The sequence below is a fragment of the Gabonibacter massiliensis genome (assembly GCA_001487125.1).
In the GTDB taxonomy this organism is placed as follows: Bacteria; Bacteroidota; Bacteroidia; order Bacteroidales; family Marinifilaceae; genus Gabonibacter; species Gabonibacter massiliensis.
The window spans coordinates 1,730,923-1,748,507 of the sequence record LN913013.1; the positions used below are offsets into that span (position 1 = coordinate 1,730,923).

Annotated in this window: 26 protein-coding genes and 3 tRNA genes; 1 reads left to right on the forward strand and 28 read right to left on the reverse strand. The window is 41.3% G+C overall.

The genetic code is table 11. The features are described 5' to 3' along the window. Positions 1-4: 4 nt before the first annotated feature. The 8 genes from BN3283_RS11570 to BN3283_RS11605 form a co-directional block, all read right to left on the reverse strand. A complete protein-coding gene (locus BN3283_RS11570; protein WP_041503045.1) occupies positions 5-958 on the reverse strand; it encodes a LysR substrate-binding domain-containing protein in 954 nt (317 codons plus the stop codon). Positions 959-968: 10 nt separating this feature from the next. Next, positions 969-2,108 (reverse strand): molecular chaperone DnaJ, encoded by a 1,140-nt coding sequence (gene dnaJ / locus BN3283_RS11575; protein ID WP_041503046.1) that lies wholly within the window; start codon positions 2,106-2,108, stop codon positions 969-971. A gap of 79 nt (positions 2,109-2,187) precedes the next feature. After that, positions 2,188-2,763, reverse strand: a complete 576-nt coding sequence (locus BN3283_RS11580) for a nucleotide exchange factor GrpE (RefSeq protein ID WP_041503047.1) — start codon at positions 2,761-2,763, stop codon at positions 2,188-2,190. A 222-nt stretch (positions 2,764-2,985) separates the two neighbouring features. After that, positions 2,986-3,681, reverse strand: a complete 696-nt coding sequence (gene radC / locus BN3283_RS11585; protein WP_041503048.1) for a RadC family protein — start codon at positions 3,679-3,681, stop codon at positions 2,986-2,988. A 143-nt stretch (positions 3,682-3,824) separates the two neighbouring features. Next, on the reverse strand, positions 3,825-4,076 hold the full coding sequence (rpsT, locus tag BN3283_RS11590) for a 30S ribosomal protein S20 (RefSeq protein WP_059026721.1): 252 nt from the start codon (positions 4,074-4,076) through the stop codon (positions 3,825-3,827). 29 nt (positions 4,077-4,105) lie between these two features. Further along, positions 4,106-4,177, reverse strand: a tRNA-Glu gene (locus tag BN3283_RS11595). 24 nt (positions 4,178-4,201) lie between these two features. Beyond that, positions 4,202-4,273: transfer RNA gene (locus BN3283_RS11600), tRNA-Glu, on the reverse strand. A 21-nt stretch (positions 4,274-4,294) separates the two neighbouring features. Then, positions 4,295-4,366 (reverse strand) — tRNA-Glu (locus BN3283_RS11605). Between the two features lie 276 nt (positions 4,367-4,642). On the opposite strand from BN3283_RS11605, the gene rsmI reads away from it, so the two are divergent. Further along, complete coding sequence (gene rsmI / locus BN3283_RS11610) at positions 4,643-5,350, forward strand: 16S rRNA (cytidine(1402)-2'-O)-methyltransferase (RefSeq protein WP_059026722.1); 708 nt, start codon at positions 4,643-4,645, stop codon at positions 5,348-5,350. A 139-nt stretch (positions 5,351-5,489) separates the two neighbouring features. Here the strand turns inward: rsmI and BN3283_RS11615 are convergent, their stop codons facing one another. From BN3283_RS11615 to rplX, 20 genes are all read right to left on the reverse strand, one after another. Next, positions 5,490-6,140 (reverse strand): aquaporin, encoded by a 651-nt coding sequence (locus BN3283_RS11615; RefSeq protein WP_059027255.1) that lies wholly within the window; start codon positions 6,138-6,140, stop codon positions 5,490-5,492. 169 nt (positions 6,141-6,309) lie between these two features. Beyond that, positions 6,310-7,593, reverse strand: coding sequence for a phosphopyruvate hydratase (gene eno / locus BN3283_RS11620; RefSeq protein ID WP_041503050.1), 1,284 nt, complete (start codon positions 7,591-7,593; stop codon positions 6,310-6,312). 240 nt (positions 7,594-7,833) lie between these two features. After that, positions 7,834-8,352, reverse strand: coding sequence for a 50S ribosomal protein L17 (rplQ, locus tag BN3283_RS11625; RefSeq protein ID WP_041503051.1), 519 nt, complete (start codon positions 8,350-8,352; stop codon positions 7,834-7,836). Between the two features lie 5 nt (positions 8,353-8,357). Then, complete coding sequence (locus tag BN3283_RS11630; protein ID WP_041503052.1) at positions 8,358-9,350, reverse strand: DNA-directed RNA polymerase subunit alpha; 993 nt, start codon at positions 9,348-9,350, stop codon at positions 8,358-8,360. Positions 9,351-9,366: 16 nt separating this feature from the next. Further along, positions 9,367-9,975, reverse strand: a complete 609-nt coding sequence (gene rpsD / locus BN3283_RS11635) for a 30S ribosomal protein S4 (RefSeq protein ID WP_059026723.1) — start codon at positions 9,973-9,975, stop codon at positions 9,367-9,369. 40 nt (positions 9,976-10,015) lie between these two features. Further along, on the reverse strand, positions 10,016-10,405 hold the full coding sequence (gene rpsK / locus BN3283_RS11640) for a 30S ribosomal protein S11 (RefSeq protein ID WP_041503054.1): 390 nt from the start codon (positions 10,403-10,405) through the stop codon (positions 10,016-10,018). A gap of 18 nt (positions 10,406-10,423) precedes the next feature. Beyond that, the gene (gene rpsM, locus BN3283_RS11645) at positions 10,424-10,801 is read right to left on the reverse strand and encodes a 30S ribosomal protein S13 (RefSeq protein ID WP_041503055.1); all 378 of its coding nucleotides are present in this window, start codon (positions 10,799-10,801) and stop codon (positions 10,424-10,426) included. Positions 10,802-10,834: 33 nt separating this feature from the next. Further along, entirely contained in the window at positions 10,835-10,951 is a 117-nt protein-coding gene (gene ykgO / locus BN3283_RS14350) for a type B 50S ribosomal protein L36 (RefSeq protein ID WP_072025884.1), read from the reverse strand. An 11-nt stretch (positions 10,952-10,962) separates the two neighbouring features. Beyond that, positions 10,963-11,184, reverse strand: a complete 222-nt coding sequence (gene infA, locus BN3283_RS11650) for a translation initiation factor IF-1 (RefSeq protein WP_009137817.1) — start codon at positions 11,182-11,184, stop codon at positions 10,963-10,965. 86 nt (positions 11,185-11,270) lie between these two features. Then, on the reverse strand, positions 11,271-12,026 hold the full coding sequence (map, locus tag BN3283_RS11655; RefSeq protein ID WP_041503056.1) for a type I methionyl aminopeptidase: 756 nt from the start codon (positions 12,024-12,026) through the stop codon (positions 11,271-11,273). Between the two features lie 100 nt (positions 12,027-12,126). Then, a complete protein-coding gene (gene secY / locus BN3283_RS11660) occupies positions 12,127-13,467 on the reverse strand; it encodes a preprotein translocase subunit SecY (protein ID WP_041503057.1) in 1,341 nt (446 codons plus the stop codon). Between the two features lie 102 nt (positions 13,468-13,569). Further along, positions 13,570-14,016: a 50S ribosomal protein L15 gene (gene rplO, locus BN3283_RS11665; protein WP_041503456.1), complete on the reverse strand. Its 447-nt coding sequence runs from the start codon at positions 14,014-14,016 to the stop codon at positions 13,570-13,572. A 27-nt stretch (positions 14,017-14,043) separates the two neighbouring features. Continuing rightward, a complete protein-coding gene (gene rpmD / locus BN3283_RS11670; RefSeq protein WP_041503058.1) occupies positions 14,044-14,226 on the reverse strand; it encodes a 50S ribosomal protein L30 in 183 nt (60 codons plus the stop codon). Between the two features lie 11 nt (positions 14,227-14,237). Next, positions 14,238-14,747, reverse strand: a complete 510-nt coding sequence (rpsE, locus tag BN3283_RS11675) for a 30S ribosomal protein S5 (RefSeq protein WP_041503059.1) — start codon at positions 14,745-14,747, stop codon at positions 14,238-14,240. A 12-nt stretch (positions 14,748-14,759) separates the two neighbouring features. Beyond that, positions 14,760-15,116 carry a 50S ribosomal protein L18 gene (gene rplR / locus BN3283_RS11680; RefSeq protein WP_041503060.1) on the reverse strand — a complete coding sequence of 119 codons (357 nt, stop codon included), beginning with the start codon at positions 15,114-15,116 and terminating at the stop codon, positions 14,760-14,762. 22 nt (positions 15,117-15,138) lie between these two features. Further along, positions 15,139-15,693: a 50S ribosomal protein L6 gene (gene rplF / locus BN3283_RS11685; protein ID WP_041503061.1), complete on the reverse strand. Its 555-nt coding sequence runs from the start codon at positions 15,691-15,693 to the stop codon at positions 15,139-15,141. 15 nt (positions 15,694-15,708) lie between these two features. After that, positions 15,709-16,104 (reverse strand): 30S ribosomal protein S8, encoded by a 396-nt coding sequence (gene rpsH, locus BN3283_RS11690; RefSeq protein ID WP_041503062.1) that lies wholly within the window; start codon positions 16,102-16,104, stop codon positions 15,709-15,711. A gap of 19 nt (positions 16,105-16,123) precedes the next feature. Further along, positions 16,124-16,393 carry a 30S ribosomal protein S14 gene (rpsN, locus tag BN3283_RS11695; protein ID WP_018337673.1) on the reverse strand — a complete coding sequence of 90 codons (270 nt, stop codon included), beginning with the start codon at positions 16,391-16,393 and terminating at the stop codon, positions 16,124-16,126. Between the two features lie 12 nt (positions 16,394-16,405). Continuing rightward, positions 16,406-16,954 carry a 50S ribosomal protein L5 gene (gene rplE, locus BN3283_RS11700; protein WP_041503063.1) on the reverse strand — a complete coding sequence of 183 codons (549 nt, stop codon included), beginning with the start codon at positions 16,952-16,954 and terminating at the stop codon, positions 16,406-16,408. A gap of 209 nt (positions 16,955-17,163) precedes the next feature. Beyond that, the gene (rplX, locus tag BN3283_RS11705; protein WP_041503064.1) at positions 17,164-17,520 is read right to left on the reverse strand and encodes a 50S ribosomal protein L24; all 357 of its coding nucleotides are present in this window, start codon (positions 17,518-17,520) and stop codon (positions 17,164-17,166) included. Between the last annotated feature and the right edge of the window lie 65 nt (positions 17,521-17,585).

Sequence of the window (17,585 nt, forward strand, 5' to 3'; positions counted from 1 at the left end):
TTTCTCAACTATTTATTTTTCTCCACTCAACAACCTCTCCACGGTCTTTTTTCAACATAATCGAAGGAACGACCTCTTTAATGTTTTCACAGAGCAAATCGATTAACTTTTGCTTCGCATAATGTCTTGAATAAATTACACTCACTTCTCTTAACGGAATACGTGTAGAAAAAGATCTCACCTGCCTTTTTTTCTTTTCGCTCATATCACGGATCGCCAATTCCGGAATCAAGGTAAACCCTCCCTCCTGATCTACAATCTTCATTAAGGTCTCCAATGAATTACTCTCAAACTCAAAAGGCAAATTCTTATGCTGAACAGCATTCATCTCGCATAAATTGATCACCTGATCCCTAAAACAATGCCCACTCCCTAACATCCATATCTCGGGTGTTGCTATATCCTTTACCTCCACGATCTCTTTCTTCAACAATTCATGTTCCGGATGAGCATAAATCATCATCTCTTCATAAAACACGGGACATTCGATAATTTTTTCATCCCCGTAAGGAGTCACGAAGATTCCCGCATCCAACGTATCACGCTTCAATCGATAAATAATCTCTTCGGAAACCAGCTCCTCCACCTCCACCTTTACCGCGGGATATTTACGAATATAATTACCAATAAAAATAGGTAATAAATAAGGAGCTAAGGTTGGAATTATTCCTATCTTCAACGAACCTGACACCTCCTCTTTCTCCTCGTTGATAATCTCCCTGATCCGTTGATTCGCCGCTAAAACGTCCCTCGCCTGATCGATCAATTTCTTTCCAATATCAGTCGGGACAACCGGTTGACGACTTCTGTCAAATATAATTACACCCAGATCCTCTTCTAATTTTTTTATCTGCATACTCAATGTCGGTTGAGTTACGAAACACTTATCCGCAGCCGTGGCGAAATGCCTGTACTCGTCAACCGCAACAATATATTCTAATTGAGTGAGTGTAATCATACTTTATATACTATTCAAAAAAATCTTTCACCTTGGAAAAGAAACTTTTCTTATCGCTGGCTCCCGGATGGAAACCCTCTCCTTCTTTCATCTTTTCCACCAATTTTTTGTCTTCTTTCGATAAATTTTTCGGAATCCACACGTTTACTTTAGCTAATAGATCGCCTTTACCGTATCCGTTGACATCGGGTAATCCTTTGCCGCGTAAACGTAAAATCTTACCAGGCTGGGTTCCCGGCTCAATTTTCACCTTCACCTTGCCGTCAACCGTCGGGATCTCGACCGTCTCCCCCAACACGACTTCCGGATAACCGACAAATACGTTATACAACAAATCATTGCCGTCACGCAACAAATCTGGATGCTCCTCCTCCTCTATCATCACGATCAAATCCCCGTTCACACCTCCCCGACGGGCAGCGTTCCCTCTACCTCCCAGGGACAATTGCATGCCGTCTGCCACTCCCGCGGGAATATTTATGGTGATTACTTCTTCAGACATCTGTACTCCTTCACCATTGCAATACGTACATTTATCGTTAATAATCTTCCCCTCTCCTTGACAAGTCGGACAAGTCGAAGTTGTCTGCATCGCTCCCAAAATAGTATTCTGTACCCGTGTTACCTGTCCGCTTCCCCCACAAGTGCTGCAAGTCGAAAAAGAGGTGCCATTTTTTGCTCCCGTTCCTTTACAATGCTCACAAGCCACGTACTTCTTTACCTTGATCTTTTTTTCTATACCGGTGGCAATCTCTTTTAGGCTCATCTTTACTCTCACCCGTAAATTGGTCCCCCGATTTACCCGACGAGCACTTCTTCCCCCTCCGCCGAAACCTCCGAAACCGCCAAAACTTCCGAAAATATCTCCGAAATGAGAAAATATATCGTCCATACTCATTCCGCCTCCGAAACCACCGGCCCCGCTTCCCATTCCCGCATGACCGAATTGATCGTACCGGCGTCTCTTCTCTTCGTTACTCAATACATCATAGGCTTCTGCAGCTTCCTTAAATTTCTCCTCGGCCTCTTTGTCCCCGGGATTTTTATCCGGATGGTATTGTAATGCTAATTTTCTATATGCCTTTTTTATCGCAGCAGCATCCGCATTTTTAGATACCCCCAACACTTCATAGTAATCTCTCTTTTCCATTTTAAATTTTAGATTTAAATTTTAGATTTAGCACACACCGTAAATCACTATAAATTTACAATTTACAATCTAAAATCAATTATTCTCCAACAACAACCTTCGCAAAACGAATTACCTTATCGTTCAACGTATATCCCTTTTCGATACAATCGATGACCTTACCTTTTTGCTCCTCCGTAGGTGCGGGAATAGTGGTCACAGCCTCGTGCAAATCCGTGTTGAAATCCACATTTTCTGTCTCAATCACCTTCACGCCATTTCGCATCAGAAAATCCTTAAAATTAGCATAAATCAAATCAACCCCCTCTTTTAAAGCACGAACATCCGTGGCCTTCTCCATGCTTGCCAAAGCCCTCTCGAAATTATCGACCACGGGTAATATTCCTGTTAACACCTGCTCTCCGGCCGTTTTCGTCAGCTCCATTCTCTCTTTTAAAGTCCTCTTACGGTAATTATCGAACTCTGCTGACAAACGAAGATATTTATCATTCATCTCCATCAGTTTCTGTCCCATCTCCTCCAATTGCTTTTCTTCCTTTTTACAAGACTTATCCTTCTTTTTTGAAGATTCTTCATGTCCCTCACCTTTTGATTCTGATACATGTTGAGCCCCAATCAACTCCTCTTCCTGTTTTCTTTTCTTCTCTTCCGACATATCTATAATTTTTTTAGTTCTATTCTTGTGATTTTTATTAATAAACAAAATCTTTGCCAACAACAGGGTATGCCACATTGACAATAACACGAAATGCCAACATGGCACAACTGTCAGACACAAAGGTAGAGATTTGCTCATTGACAGACAAATAAATACCGATCTCTTTTTTGTCCCGGATCATACAATAATCTTACCAAAACCTCCGTTTCAGCCTCTTATTTACAAAATACCGTAATCCGCAAAACTATAAAAACCATGAGAAGTAATAACCAAATGGTCCAATAAAATTATATCTAACGTATCCCCCGCTTTTCGAATCTTCCGGGTTAACTCTATATCCTGATTACTCGGTTCTATATTTCCGCTCGGGTGATTATGAGCAATGACAAAAGAACGGGCCTTCATCTCCAATGCTTTACGAAAAAGTATGCGCATGTCGACAAGAGTTCCTTCCATTCCTCCGGAAAACAAACGTTCACAAGATTTCACTCTACAACCTGTATTCAGAAAAATAACCCAAAACTCTTCATGATCCAAATCGCCTATACGAGGCTGAAGCAACTCGTAAATATCCCGGCTGGAAACAAGTGTCATAACATCAGTTTTTCCGACAAGCCCTCTTCTTCGACCAAGCTCGAAAGCCGCAATTACAGAAGCCGCTTTAGCAACACCTATCCCTTTATAAACATTCATAAAATCACGAACGCCAAGCCGGGCAACTACATTCAAATCATTATTATGGTCTGAAAGGATCCTGCGTGCCAAATCCAAAGCAGATTCCCCGTCGCTCCCGGAACGCAGCAAAATCGCCAGCAGTTCATTTGTTGAAAGAGCCGAAACCCCTTTAGATAAAAGTTTCTCACGAGGTTTATCGTCTTCTGCCCATGAAGATATTGGAATATACTTACCATCCATACCCGATCAATTTTAGATATGGTAAGTTAATCCATTTCAAGAAATAAAAAAAATCCTGAGACGGAAATCTCAAGATCAGACAAATAAAGAAATGAAGGTAACGGGAAATCCGTTACCTCAATATCTTAAAACGAAAAAGAAGATTATAGTTTATTCACGTGCAAAGCCAACTTGGATTTCAAGTTTGCAGCTTTATTCTTGTGGATAATATTTTTTTTCGCTAATTTATCCAACATAGCCACAACCTTCGGAAACAAATCCATAGCAGTTTCTTTTTCATTCAATGCACGCAATTTTCTAACAGCATTTCTCGCAGTTTTTGCATAATAACGATTGTGCAATCTTCTTTTCTGAGTCTGCCTTATTCTTTTCTCTGATGATTGATGATTTGCCATCTCTTCAAATAAATTTAATTCAACTTTCGTAGTCCGTACGGGAATCGAACCCGTGTTACAAGAATGAAAATCTTGCGTCCTAGCCCCTAGACGAACGGACCATCGTAATAATCCTAAAAACTATGTAGTCCGTACGGGAATCGAACCCGTGTTACAAGAATGAAAATCTTGCGTCCTAGCCCCTAGACGAACGGACCATTATAATAATCCTAAAATTGTAGTCCGTACGGGAATCGAACCCGTGTTACAAGAATGAGAATCTTGCGTCCTAGCCCCTAGACGAACGGACCATCGTTTGCCTTTAGCGGATGCAAATATACGGCAATTTTCATTCCTACCAAAAAAATCCTTGCATATTTTTCCATCCCCAGACAATTTTCACTAAAAACAAAACATAAAAACATAAATACCAATATTTTACGCGAGCAACGACCTTAAAATCCATCTAAATAACCCTCCGTTCGAAATATCCGACTAATACATTTTAGTCTTTATGCAACCGCTTTTCAAATAAATACCTTACTTTTGTTTTCCAATCGATTGAGGTTAATTTTACAAATATTCATATGGCCAAACTTTACCTGATCCCTACCCCCGTGGGTAATCTCGAAGATATCACGCTAAGAGCTTTAAGACTTTTAAAAGAGGTTTCCGTCATTTTGGCGGAAGATACTCGAACTTCCGCAAAACTTTTAAAACATTATGATATCAACACGCCACTACTCTCGCATCACAAGTTCAACGAACACCAGCAAGTGAAAAGAGTGGCGGAGCGGATCCAACGGGGAGAAGATATAGCTCTCATTAGCGATGCCGGAACTCCGGGGATTTCCGATCCCGGCTTTTTACTGGTACGTACCTGTGTGGAACAAGGCATAGAAACAGAGTGTCTGCCAGGAGCAACGGCCTTGATTCCGGCCTTGGTCAATTCAGGTTTTCCCTGCGATCGCTTTTGTTTTGAAGGCTTTTTACCTCAAAAAAAGGGACGATTGAAAAAATTAACCCAGATGGCAGAGGAAGAAAGAACAATGATATTTTACGAATCCCCTTTCCGTATCGTCAAAGCTTTGGAACAAATGGCCGAATTATTCGGAGAGGATCGAAAAGCATGCGTTGCAAGAGAGATCAGTAAATTACACGAAGACTTTCAACGGGGAACCCTTAAGGAACTGCTGGAACATTTCACGGAAACAGGAGTAAAGGGGGAAATCGTATTGATCGTGGAAGGAAAACCTAAAAAAGAAAATACGGGAAACGACATAGAAGAAGAGTAAATATTTACAAATCCACAAGATACCTAATTGTAGCTTGGAAACGATAAGCATTTCGTGATTCAGAGATTAAATTCAATCTCCGAATCTTTGGATCGTTTTTATCTGCCATCGTAAATCTCCGAATCACATAATCGCCAACTCAATCATCTGCTTTTCCCAAATATTTCCATAACCCGGCAGCACAAACAGCTCCCCAAAAAGGAGCGACGATAAACAGCCAAAGTTGCGACAACGCCTCGCCTCCCGCAAAAACAGCAGGAGCAATACTTCTGGCAGGATTAACGGAAGTCCCCGTCACCGGGATACAAACAATATGAATCAAAACCAACGCCAAACCGATCGCCAAACCGGCAAAACCCACAGGAGCACCCTTGCCAGTAGAACCAAGTACAATTACAATAAAGATAAAGGTAAATACCAGTTCCGCCACAAAAGCGGGAAGAACATCTCCATCCGCGTATACATTAGCCCCGGTTCCTTCCAACCCCATTTCGGAAGAGATCATATAAAGAATCGCGGAACCCATAAAAGCCCCTATGACCTGGAACAACATATACATGCCCGCGTCTCTACCGCCCATCCTCCCGGATAACCACACTCCTAAAGTTATGGCAGGATTGATATGACACCCGGATATGCTCCCGATAGTATATGCCATGGCCAAAACAGACAAACCAAACGCAAAAGCGATACCCAAGAAACCTATTTCACTACCGGCGATAACAGCGCTGCCACACCCCATGAGGACGAGAACCATCGTTCCAATCATCTCTGCCACATATTTTTTCATACCTTCCTTGTTTAAATTCCAGAAATTAAATCCCCCGAAAGTTATAATAAAATCTTCTAAAAAGACCGTCTTGTTAAAAAATATCTTTATAGGCAAATAAACGATAGAAATATCCAAAATAAAAGCCGTTCGAAAAATGACGAACGGCTCTCTCGCGTATAAATTATACTTACTTACTAAATTTACGACCGTAGAATTTAGCATTATTTCCTAACTCTTCTTCTATACGAAGTAATTGATTGTATTTGGCCATACGATCGGAACGACTTAAAGAACCCGTTTTTATCTGACCGGAATTCGTTGCCACGGCGATATCCGCAATCGTAGCATCCTCAGTCTCCCCTGAACGATGAGAAGTTACTGTCGTATACCCGGCACGCTGAGCCATTTCTATCGCATCCAACGTCTCTGTCAATGTTCCGATCTGGTTTACTTTGATAAGAATGGAATTAGCACATCCCAATTCGATTCCTTTTTTCAAGTATTGTACGTTCGTAACGAAAAGGTCATCCCCCACCAATTGGCAACGATCACCTATACGCTTTGTCAACAATTGCCAACCGTCCCAATCATTCTCGCTCATACCATCTTCAATGGAATCAATCGGGTATTTCGTAATCAATTCCTCCAGGTAAGCGGCTTGCTGTTCTGAATTCCTCTTGGCACCCTGAGGCCCTTCAAATTTAGAATAATCATATATACCGTCTTTGTAAAACTCGGAAGAAGCACAATCCAAACCGATCATAACATCTTCTCCCGGCTTATAACCCGCGGCCTTAATAGCACTAATGATAGACTCCAAGGCATCTTCCGTTCCTTTTAAAGCGGGAGCGAAACCTCCTTCGTCACCGACAGCCGTACTCAGGTTCCGGTCGTGCAATACTTTTTTCAAACTATGGAAAACTTCAGCTCCCATCCGCAATGCTTCCCGGAAAGAATCTGCCCCAACCGGACGGATCATAAATTCCTGAAAAGCAATCGGAGCATCTGAATGAGAACCTCCGTTAATAATATTCATCATCGGCACAGGCAAAACCTTAGCATTCACTCCTCCCAAATAACGATACAAAGGCATCTCCAAAGCATTGGCAGCAGCTTTAGCACAGGCTAAAGAAACCCCTAATAATGCATTGGCACCTAAATTACTTTTAGTCGGGGTTCCGTCTAACTCGATCAAGACACGATCTATTTCCACCTGATCCAGTACACTCATGCCCAATAAAGCATCGGCAATCACCGTGTTCACGTTATTTACGGCCTTGGTAACACCTTTCCCGCCGTAACGTTTCTTATCTCCATCCCGCAACTCCAATGCTTCATTTTCTCCCGTAGAGGCTCCGGACGGCACTGCAGCACGTCCCATAGCTCCACATTCTAACATAACATCCACTTCTACCGTGGGGTTTCCTCTTGAATCTAAGATTTCTCTTCCTACAACTTCCGTAATATACATCTCTTGTGCTTTTTAAGTTCATAATAAATTAGGGATACTAAGATACGAAAAACAAAAGAAATAACCTGCATTACTTCTTACAAATTGTTTCTAATCTAACAAACAAAGAAAATGCCCGAGAAAGACGTCTCCTTCGACCTGTCCTATCTCTTTTTCGAAAGTACCTATGGCCCATCTGTCCTGAAATAATAAAAAAGCCGCCTTTCGCGGCGGCTTTTATATTTCGAAGTAAAAATTTACTTACTCGGCTTTAGGAGTCTCCTCCGCAGGAGCTTCTTCCGCTTTAGGAGCCTCAACGGCAACCTCAGCTTTGGGAGCCTCTTCCTTTTTCGTCGTACTTCTACGACGGCGAGTAGTTGTTTTCTTCACCTCTTCTTTCTTCACCTCCGTGTAAGTGGTGTTATAATCAACTAACTCGATAATACACATTTCAGAATTATCACCGATACGGTTAGCACCCAATTTCAAAATACGGGTATAACCTCCCGGACGATTAGCTATCTTCTGAGCCACATCCCCGAATAATTCGGACACTACTTCTTTTTGACGAAGGTAGGAGAATGTCATTCGGCGAGAGTGAGTCGTATCGTTCTTGCTCTTTGTCAAAAGCGGCTCAACATACATCTTAAGGGCTTTAGCTTTAGCTACTGTCGTTTTAATTCTCTTGTGAAGAATCAAAGAACAAGCCATATTAGAAAGTAGTGCTTTTCTGTGAGCACTCGTTCTACTTAAGTGGTTAAATTTCTTTTTATGTCTCATTTTACTTATTCTTTGTCTAATTTATACTTGGCAACATCCATTCCGAACTCGAGGTTATTGTTCTCAAGCAAAGCTTCCAATTCTGTCAAAGATTTCTTTCCGAAGTTTCTGAACTTCAACAAATCGTTCTTATTGAATTGAACCAACTCACCCAAAGTCTCTACCTCAGCTGACTTCAAACAATTCAAGGCACGAACAGAAAGATCCATGTCCACTAATTTTGTCTTCAGCAACTGACGCATGTGCAATACCTCTTCATCAAACTCTTCATTTCCATACTTGTCTTCGGTTTCCAGAGTAATCTTTTCATCCGAGAATAACATGAAGTGATGAATTAGAATTTTTGCTGCCTCTTTCAACGCATCTGTCGGATTAATCGAACCATCGGTTTCAATCTCGAAAAGGAGACGTTCGTAGTCGGTCTTTCCTTCTACACGATAATTCTCAATCTCGTATTTTACGTTCCGGATAGGCGTGTATATAGCATCGATCGGAATAAATCCGATTTCAACCTCCGCCGGCATATTTTCAGCAGAAGGAACATATCCCCGTCCTTTCTGTATGGTAATCTCCATTTCCAACGTGGTCGAAGAGTCCATATTGCAGATTACAAGTCCCGGATTCAAGATCTCAAACCCAGACAGGAATTGGTTCATATCACCGGCAGTAAACGTCTCTTGTCCAGAAACGACAACGGTCAGCTTCTCATTCTCCACGTCCTCCACTTTTCTTTTAAACCGAACCTGTTTCAAATTCAAGATGATCTCGGTTACATCCTCGATAACTCCGGGAATTGTAGCGAATTCATGTTCTACACCGTGAATTTTAATACCGGTAATCGCATAGCCTTCCAAAGAAGACAACAAGATTCTGCGTAGTGGATTACCAATAGTGATACCGTAACCAGGCTCCAAAGGACGGAATTCGAATTTTCCGAATTTATCCGTTGATTCGAGCATGATCACTTTGTCCGGTTTCTGGAAAGCTAATATTGCCATATATATTTTTATTTTACTACTTAGAATATAATTCTACGATTAACTGCTCTTTGATGTTCTCTGGAATGTCCGTTCTTTCCGGAACGTTGAGAAGTTTACCGCTCATAGAAGCAGCATCCCACTCCAACCAAGAATACTTACTGGTCTTTGAACCTCTTAAAGATTCATTGATCACCTCCAAAGATTTGGATTTCTCTCTCACACCTACGATATCTCCCGGGCGTACGTGGCAAGAAGGAATATTACATACCTTGCCGTTAACCACGATATGTCTGTGCGATACATACTGACGGGCAGCGGCGCGGGTAGGAGCGATACCTAAACGGTACACGACATTGTCCAAACGGCACTCCAACAATTGAAGCAATACCTCACCGGTAATACCCTTACTGCTCTCGGCTTTTTCAAACAAAATACGGAATTGCTTTTCTAACAATCCATAAGTATATTTTGCTTTTTGTTTCTCCTTTAGCTGCATTCCATACTCGGAGATTTTCTTTCTACGATGAGCCAAACCGTGTTGTCCAGGAGGATAGTTTCTACGTTCCAACGCTTTATCCGGTCCGAAAATGGGCTCACCAAATTTTCTTGCTATCTTAGACTTAGGTCCTGTATATCTAGCCATTTTATTCTGTATTTTAAAATTCTTAGATTAAGCTCCACGCTTATACTCTACGTCTTTTAGGAGGACGACATCCATTGTGCGGAAGCGGGGTAACATCGATAATTTCAGCCACTTCTATTCCACAAGCGTGGATAGCGCGAATAGCCGATTCACGACCATTACCTGGTCCCTTTACGTAAACTTTCACTTTTCTCATACCCAAATCAAAAGCAACCTTCCCACAATCGGTAGCTGCTGTTTGAGCCGCGTATGGAGTGTTTTTCTTCGATCCTCTAAAACCCATCTTACCCGCGGATGACCAAGAGATCACCTGACCGTTGGAATTGGTCAAAGAAATAATGATGTTATTAAAAGACGAATGAACGTGCGCTTGTCCCACGGCTTCTACTTTAACTAGCCGTTTCTTGTTTGATGTAGACTTCTTTGCCATAATTCAATCTCAATTCAATTATTTAGTTGCTTTTTTCTTATTCGCAACAGTTTTCTTCTTACCCTTTCTCGTACGGGCATTATTCTTCGTACTTTGTCCTCTGACCGGAAGACCGATACGATGCCTGATTCCGCGATAACAACCGATATCCATCAGTCGTTTAATGTTCATCTGGACTGAAGTTCTCAATTCTCCTTCTACCTTGTACTCACCATTGATGACTTTACGTACAGCAGCTAATTGATCGTCATTCCAATCCTTCACCTTAGTGTCAAAATCGATGCCCGCCTTTTCAAGTATGGTCCGGGCACTACTTCTACCTATTCCGAAGATATAGGTTAGAGCTATTTCTCCTCTTTTGTTCGAGGGTAAATCTACACCAACGATTCTTGCCATAAATTTCTTTACTCTTTTTACTTAAATTAATAATCAACCCTGACGTTGTTTAAACTTCGGGTTCTTTTTGCAAATGACGTACAAAACGCCTTTTCTCCTGACAATCTTGCAATCAGCACTACGCTTTTTTACAGATGCTCTTACCTTCATGGTTCAACAATTTAATTTTTATATCTGAATGTTATCCTACCTTTCGTGAGATCATACGGAGACATGTCCACCCGTACCCTATCTCCCGGAAGTATTTTTATATAGTGCATCCGCATCTTCCCGGAGATATGGGCCGTTATAATATGCCCGTTTTCCAGTTCAACACGAAACATAGCATTTGACAATGCTTCCGTTATTACTCCATCCTGCTCTATTGAAGGCTGTTTCGCCATAATTTAATTTTAGATGTTAGATTTTAGATCTTAAATTAAACCTTTTATCTTCTAATTTACAATCCAAAATTTACAATTTACAATTTCTATATATACTCAAACGTCGACAAAATATCAGCACTTCCTTTACCCACCGCAACGGTATGTTCAAAATGTGCTGAGGGCATATGATCTCTGGTTCGAATCGTCCAACCATCGGACAGCTGATAAACATAACGTTTCCCCATATTTATCATCGGTTCAATGGCTATAACCATTCCCGTCGTTAACTTGCACCCCTGTCCCCTTCTTCCAAAATTTGGCACTTGGGGCTCTTCATGCAAATTTCGGCCAACCCCGTGTCCGACTAACTCTCTCACGACAGTAAAACCGTTCGCTTCCGCGTGAGATTGTACGGCATACCCGATATCGCCTATACGCATTCCAGATATTGCCTGCTCTATTCCCTTGTACAAACACTCCTGAGTCACCCTCAAAAGTTTATCGACCTCTTCACTGACTTTTCCCACGGCAAAAGAATAAGCACTATCACCATAAAAGCCATTCTTTACGACCCCACAATCGACGGAAACGATATCACCCTCTTTTAGACATCGAGAAGATGGAATTCCGTGGACAACTTCATCATTTATCGATATACAAAGCGTATTAGGAAACCCTCCATATCCAAGAAAACCGGGAACCCCACCATTTGAACGGATGCAATCTTCCGCGATCTTATCCAATTCCAACGTTGAAATTCCAGGACGTATATATTTAGATACCTCTCCTAAAGCCCTTCCAACCAAACGGTTACTTTCCCGTAATAGCTCGATTTCCTCCTGTGTCTTAAAAAAAATCATGCCGCAAAAGTAATACTTTTTAATTGAAAACGGAAAATTGAAAATGGAAAATTAATATACAATCTTCTTCATTTTCAATTTCCTATTCCTTTACTTTCAATTAATAAGCAGCAGGACCGCCCGGATTCTTACCTTTAATACGTCCCGATTTCATCAACCCGTCATAATGACGCATCAACAAATGAGATTCGATCTGCTGTAACGTATCCAATACGACACCGACCAAAATCAGCAAGGATGTACCGCCATAGAACTGCGCAAATTGATGATTTACTCCGGAAATTTGAGCAAATGCAGGCAAAATAGCTACAATCCCAAGGAATATAGAACCGGGAAGAGTGATTCTCGACATAATCGTATCAAGGAACTCCATTGTTTTCCTTCCCGGTTTCACACCAGGAATAAAACCGCCGTTCTTTTTCATATCTTCAGACATCTGCATCGGATTCACCGTGATAGCCGTGTAAAAATAAGTAAACGCTACGATCATCACGAAGAATACTCCATTATACCAGAAACCGGTAAAATTGGACATGGCCGAAGCAAAACCGGATAAAGACTCTGAATTAGCATAGTTGATCAAAGAGATAGGCAAAAGCATAATTGCCTGAGCAAAAATGATAGGCATAACTCCGGCAGCATTGATCTTCAACGGGATATATTGACGTACACCACCGTATTGCTTATTACCCACGATACGTTTAGCATACTGTACAGGCACTTTACGCGTACCTTGTACTAACATAATCGTCCCGCAGAATACCAAGAAAAGAAGTATCAACTCGATTAACAAAGCGACTAAACCGCCACCTTGCTGCGTCACCCGAGAGGTTAACTCCGCAAAAAAAGCGAAGGGCAAACGAGCGATAATACCGATCATGATAATGATAGAGACACCATTGCCAATACCTTTATCCGTTATTCTTTCACCTAACCATAGAACGAACATAGATCCCGCGGCCATAATAACTATGGACGAAATCTTAAAGAAAGCACCTGTTAACACAAAAGCCTCGGCAGGCACTTGAGCATATAAGTTGGTAAGATACGCTGAACCTTGCAAAACAAGGATAACTAAGGTCAAATACCGGGTAATCTGGTTTATTTTACGCCGACCGCTCTCACCTTCCTTTTGCAAACGTTGAAAATAAGGAACAGCGATTCCCAATAATTGCACGACGATTGACGCTGAGATATACGGCATAATTCCCAATGCAAAAACCGATGCATTAGAGAACGCTCCTCCAGAGAACATATCCAATAATCCCAGAACACCACTTTGTGTCTGTGCCTTCAACGCATTCAACATGTGAGGGTCGATACCCGGCAGTACCACCTCAGTTCCTAATCTATAAACGAGAATGAGCCCAAGCGTAGTCAAAATTCTAGTCTTGAGTTCCTCGATTTTCCAAATGTTCTTTAATGTATCAAATAACTTCATAAGTTCTTCCTTTTAAGGCATTAAATCTGGGATTTTGTTAAAGTTGCTTCAAAAATAGTAAATCTATTCTAAAAACAACTTTAAACTCCCAAATTTTTAATCTTACAATTCAACTACCGTACCGCCGGCAGCCTCGATAGCAGCTTTTGCTTTCTCCGAGAACTTGTCAGCTTTTACTTCCAATTTGGCAGTCAATACTCCATCACCTAACACCTTAAGAAGTTCGTTCTTAGACATTAAATTAGCTTTGATCAAGTATTCCCTATCGATCACAGTAAGATTATCTCTTTCTGCCAAAGCCTGAAGCATACCAACATTGATAGCTTTATATTCTACTCTGTTTATATTTTTAAAGCCAAACTTAGGCACACGTCTCTGCAAAGGCATCTGTCCTCCCTCAAAACCGATCTTGTTTTTATAACCGGATCTTGATTTAGCACCTTTATGTCCTCTTGTAGAAGTACCTCCTTTTCCCGAACCTTGTCCGCGACCAATTCTCTTTGTATTGTGAGTTGATCCGACTGCCGGTTTTAAGTTACTTAAATCCATTTTATTATCATTAAAATAGTTTGACAATCACTTTACCTCTTCCACGCGGAGAAGATGTTTTACTTTCGCAACCATACCCAAGATCTGAGGAGTAGCCTCGTGTTCCACGCTACTGTTCATCTTCCCCAATCCCAGAGAATCTAACGTTCTAACTTGACGTTTATCGCTGCCGATTTTACTTTTTACCAATGTAATTTTAATCCTTGCCATCGTCATTCAAATTAACCGTTAAACACTTTATCGAGATTGACTCCTCTTTGTTGAGCTACCATTCGGGCGTCTCTTAACTCTTTCAACGCGGCAAAAGTAGCCTTGACCAAGTTATGCGGGTTGGAAGAACCTTTACATTTAGCCAACACATCTTTTACCCCGGCACTCTCCAGCACGGCACGCATAGCACCTCCCGCCACAAGACCGGTACCGGAAGAAGCAGGACGCATAAACACCTCGGCACCGCCGAATTTAGCCTCTTGAGCGTGAGGAATCGTTCCTTTATACACGGGAACCTTTACCAAATTCTTTTTAGCAGCCTCTATTCCTTTAGAGATAGCCGTCGTTACTTCATTGGCCTTACCTAATCCATAACCAACTACACCATTCTCATTGCCCACTACAACAATAGCAGAGAAACTAAAGGTTCTACCTCCTTTGGTAACCTTGGTTACACGGTTGATAGCAACTAATCTGTCTTTCAATTCCAAGTCAGACGTATTATTTATCTTCTGTTCCATTCTTGCTTACGATTAAAAGTTAAGACCACCGTTACGAGCTGCATCTGCTAATGCCTTTACTCTTCCGTGATATAAATATCCGTTTCTATCAAACACCACGTTCTCGATTCCGGCTGCTTTCGCTTTTTCGGCAATCATGGCACCCAAAAGTTGAGCCTGTTCGATTTTGGTGATTTTCTTCTCTGCAATCTCCTTACAAAGAGAGGAGGCCGATACTAATGTCTTGGCGACATTATCATCAATCAACTGAACAGAGATCTGCGCGTTGGAACGGAAAACCGTCATCCGGGGTCTCTCTGCTGTTCCGAAGACTACTTTACGTATTCTTCTTTTTATTCTTATTCTTCTTTCTACCTTCGTTAAAGCCATAACATTACTTTTTTACAGGTGATTAAACTTTAGCCGACTTACCAGCCTTACGACGAAGAACTTCACCCACAAATTTAATACCTTTACCCTTGTAAGGCTCCGGTTTACGGAATGAACGAATTTTCGCCGCAACCTGACCGATAAGTTGCTTATCACAACTCTCCAATGTAATAATCGGATTAGACCGCTTTTCAGCAAGTACACTCACCTTAACTTCTTTCGGTAACACCAAGAATATTCCATGTGAATAACCTAATCCAAGTTCAAGTACCTGACCTTCGGCGTTCGCACGGTAACCGACTCCGACCAACTCTTGTTTAATCGTGTACCCTTCTGAAACACCAACAACCATATTATGTACCAAAGCACGGTAAAGACCATGCTGAGCCTTATGACTTTTATCTTCGGTGTGACGTTCCAAAGTCACCTGATTCTCTCCCACGTTTACGGTAATATCGGTTCCTACATTTTGAGACAGCTCTCCTTTCGGACCTTTAACAATCACCGTGTTGTCCGGGTTTACCGTTACGGTAACCCCTTGTGGTATATCTATTGGTAATTTTCCTATTCGTGACATCTTAAGCCCTTTCTATTAATAAACATAACACAATACTTCCCCGCCTACATTTTTTTGGCGAGCCTCTTTATCCGTCATTATTCCTAATGAAGTAGATAAAATCGCGATTCCCAATCCGTTCAATACCTGAGGCATTTCCTCCACGTTGGTATAACGTCTAAGACCCGGTTTTGAAACACGTGTCAATGCTTTAATGGCGGGCATCTTCGTTTCCGGATGATACTTTAAAGCAATCTTGATATTGCTTCTTACGCCATCCTGCTCAAACTTGTAGTTCAGGATATATCCTTTCTCTTTCAAAATCTTGGTCATCTCCCGTTTCATTTTAGATCCGGGGATATCTACTACCTTATGACCTGCTCTTACTGCATTTCTAATGCGCGTAAGGAAATCTGCTATTGGATCTGTCATCTCTTCTAAATTTTAAAATTTACCAACTAGCCTTCTTAACTCCAGGTATAAGTCCGGCAGAAGCCATCTCCCGGAACTGAATCCGGCTTATACCAAATTGTCTCATGTACCCTCTCGGTCTTCCCGTCAACTTGCATCTGTTATGCAAACGAACGCGACTGGAGTTCTTAGGTAGAAGGCTCAATCCAACGTAGTCTCCTTCCTCTTTTAATTTGGCTCGCTTTGCGGCGTACTTTTCTACCAATTTTGCACGCTTTACCTCACGGGCCTTCATTGATTCTTTTGCCATTTCGCTTTTCTTTTAATTCTTTTTAAATGGTAATCCAAACTCTCTTAGAAGTGCAAAACCTTCTTCGTCGGTATTAGCCGAAGTTACAAACGTGATATTCATACCCATGATCTTGTGGACATTGTCCAGCACGATTTCCGGAAATATGATTTGCTCTTCTATTCCTAAAGTATAGTTTCCTCTTCCGTCCAGCTTATTGTTGATTCCTTTGAAATCGCGAATACGCGGAAGGGCGGAAACAATAAGTCTTTCCAAAAATTCATACATACGTTCTTTACGTAAAGTCACTCTCACGCCGATCGGCATGCCTTTACGCAATTTAAAATTAGAAACATCCTTGGTTGACTTACAAGTAACCGGTTTCTGACCGGTTATCGCCGTTAACTCGTTCACGGAAAACTCAAGAATTTTCTTATCCTGAATGGATGCTCCTACGCCCTGATTGATTACTATCTTCTCCAATCTGGGTGCTTGCATAACTGACTTGTATCCGAACTCTTTCATCAAAGCCGGTACAATTTCTTCGTTATACTTCTTTTTGTAATTTGGTACGTAATTCATCTAAATATTTATGATTTTCGATTCGTCGTTTTATCATTAACACTCCACAAGTCGAAATTCCGCAAAATTTCAAGGTTGCAAAGATATAATTTAAAATCAGAAATCCATAGTTAATTTATAATTTTTGATTTACGATCAAACATTCCGTTTATCGTAAACCAAAAATTAAAATTTCAAATCTGGACATCGCCTCCCGGCAATCCTTACAATTATTTCAATTCGGTTCCGGATTTCTTCGCGTAACGAACAGATCTCATCTTCGTTACTTTCTTTCCGTCCTTTACAATCTCCACCTCTACCCGTTTTCTTCCGACACGCGTCGGCTTTCCGGTAGTAGGATCAACCACGTTCAAGTTTGAAATATGGATCGGAGCTTCTTTTTTCACGATTCCACCTTGTGGATGAGCGGCATTGGGTTTCGTATGCTTGCTGATCATATTGATTCCCTCAACAATGGCTCTCTCTTTCCCCGGATCCACTTCAAGTACCTTGCCCTGCTTTCCTTTATCTTCGCCGGCATTTACCTGAACTAAATCACCTTTTTTTATATGAAATTTTCTATTCATCACCTATAAAATTTTAGATTTCAGATTTTAGATTTCAGATAAAGCAACTAACTACCAATCGTAAA

Excerpts from the sequence above, each read along its gene's own strand:
- rplQ (WP_041503051.1), bottom strand. The coding sequence starts at position 8,352 with ATGAGACATAAAAAGAAATTTAACCACTTAAGTAGAACGAGTGCTCAC.
- rpsN (WP_018337673.1), bottom strand. The coding sequence starts at position 16,393 with ATGGCAAAAGAATCAATGAAGGCCCGTGAGGTAAAGCGTGCAAAATTG.
- rpsM (WP_041503055.1), bottom strand. The coding sequence starts at position 10,801 with ATGGCAAGAATCGTTGGTGTAGATTTACCCTCGAACAAAAGAGGAGAA.
- rpsH (WP_041503062.1), bottom strand. The coding sequence starts at position 16,104 with ATGACAGATCCAATAGCAGATTTCCTTACGCGCATTAGAAATGCAGTA.
- rpsK (WP_041503054.1), bottom strand. The coding sequence starts at position 10,405 with ATGGCAAAGAAGTCTACATCAAACAAGAAACGGCTAGTTAAAGTAGAA.
- BN3283_RS11630 (WP_041503052.1), bottom strand. The coding sequence starts at position 9,350 with ATGGCAATATTAGCTTTCCAGAAACCGGACAAAGTGATCATGCTCGAA.
- secY (WP_041503057.1), bottom strand. The coding sequence starts at position 13,467 with ATGAAGTTATTTGATACATTAAAGAACATTTGGAAAATCGAGGAACTC.
- rpsT (WP_059026721.1), bottom strand. The coding sequence starts at position 4,076 with ATGGCAAATCATCAATCATCAGAGAAAAGAATAAGGCAGACTCAGAAA.
- infA (WP_009137817.1), bottom strand. The coding sequence starts at position 11,184 with ATGGCGAAACAGCCTTCAATAGAGCAGGATGGAGTAATAACGGAAGCA.
- rplO (WP_041503456.1), bottom strand. The coding sequence starts at position 14,016 with ATGGATTTAAGTAACTTAAAACCGGCAGTCGGATCAACTCACAATACA.
- radC (WP_041503048.1), bottom strand. The coding sequence starts at position 3,681 with ATGGATGGTAAGTATATTCCAATATCTTCATGGGCAGAAGACGATAAA.
- BN3283_RS11580 (WP_041503047.1), bottom strand. The coding sequence starts at position 2,763 with ATGTCGGAAGAGAAGAAAAGAAAACAGGAAGAGGAGTTGATTGGGGCT.
- rpsE (WP_041503059.1), bottom strand. The coding sequence starts at position 14,747 with ATGGAACAGAAGATAAATAATACGTCTGACTTGGAATTGAAAGACAGA.
- rplR (WP_041503060.1), bottom strand. The coding sequence starts at position 15,116 with ATGGCTTTAACGAAGGTAGAAAGAAGAATAAGAATAAAAAGAAGAATA.
- rpmD (WP_041503058.1), bottom strand. The coding sequence starts at position 14,226 with ATGGCAAGGATTAAAATTACATTGGTAAAAAGTAAAATCGGCAGCGAT.
- ykgO (WP_072025884.1), bottom strand. The coding sequence starts at position 10,951 with ATGAAGGTAAGAGCATCTGTAAAAAAGCGTAGTGCTGATTGCAAGATT.
- map (WP_041503056.1), bottom strand. The coding sequence starts at position 12,026 with ATGATTTTTTTTAAGACACAGGAGGAAATCGAGCTATTACGGGAAAGT.
- dnaJ (WP_041503046.1), bottom strand. The coding sequence starts at position 2,108 with ATGGAAAAGAGAGATTACTATGAAGTGTTGGGGGTATCTAAAAATGCG.
- rplE (WP_041503063.1), bottom strand. The coding sequence starts at position 16,954 with ATGAATTACGTACCAAATTACAAAAAGAAGTATAACGAAGAAATTGTA.
- rplF (WP_041503061.1), bottom strand. The coding sequence starts at position 15,693 with ATGTCACGAATAGGAAAATTACCAATAGATATACCACAAGGGGTTACC.
- rpsD (WP_059026723.1), bottom strand. The coding sequence starts at position 9,975 with ATGGCTAGATATACAGGACCTAAGTCTAAGATAGCAAGAAAATTTGGT.
- rplX (WP_041503064.1), bottom strand. The coding sequence starts at position 17,520 with ATGAATAGAAAATTTCATATAAAAAAAGGTGATTTAGTTCAGGTAAAT.
- rsmI (WP_059026722.1), top strand. The coding sequence starts at position 4,643 with ATGGCCAAACTTTACCTGATCCCTACCCCCGTGGGTAATCTCGAAGAT.
- BN3283_RS11570 (WP_041503045.1), bottom strand. The coding sequence starts at position 958 with ATGATTACACTCACTCAATTAGAATATATTGTTGCGGTTGACGAGTAC.
- BN3283_RS11615 (WP_059027255.1), bottom strand. The coding sequence starts at position 6,140 with ATGAAAAAATATGTGGCAGAGATGATTGGAACGATGGTTCTCGTCCTC.
- eno (WP_041503050.1), bottom strand. The coding sequence starts at position 7,593 with ATGTATATTACGGAAGTTGTAGGAAGAGAAATCTTAGATTCAAGAGGA.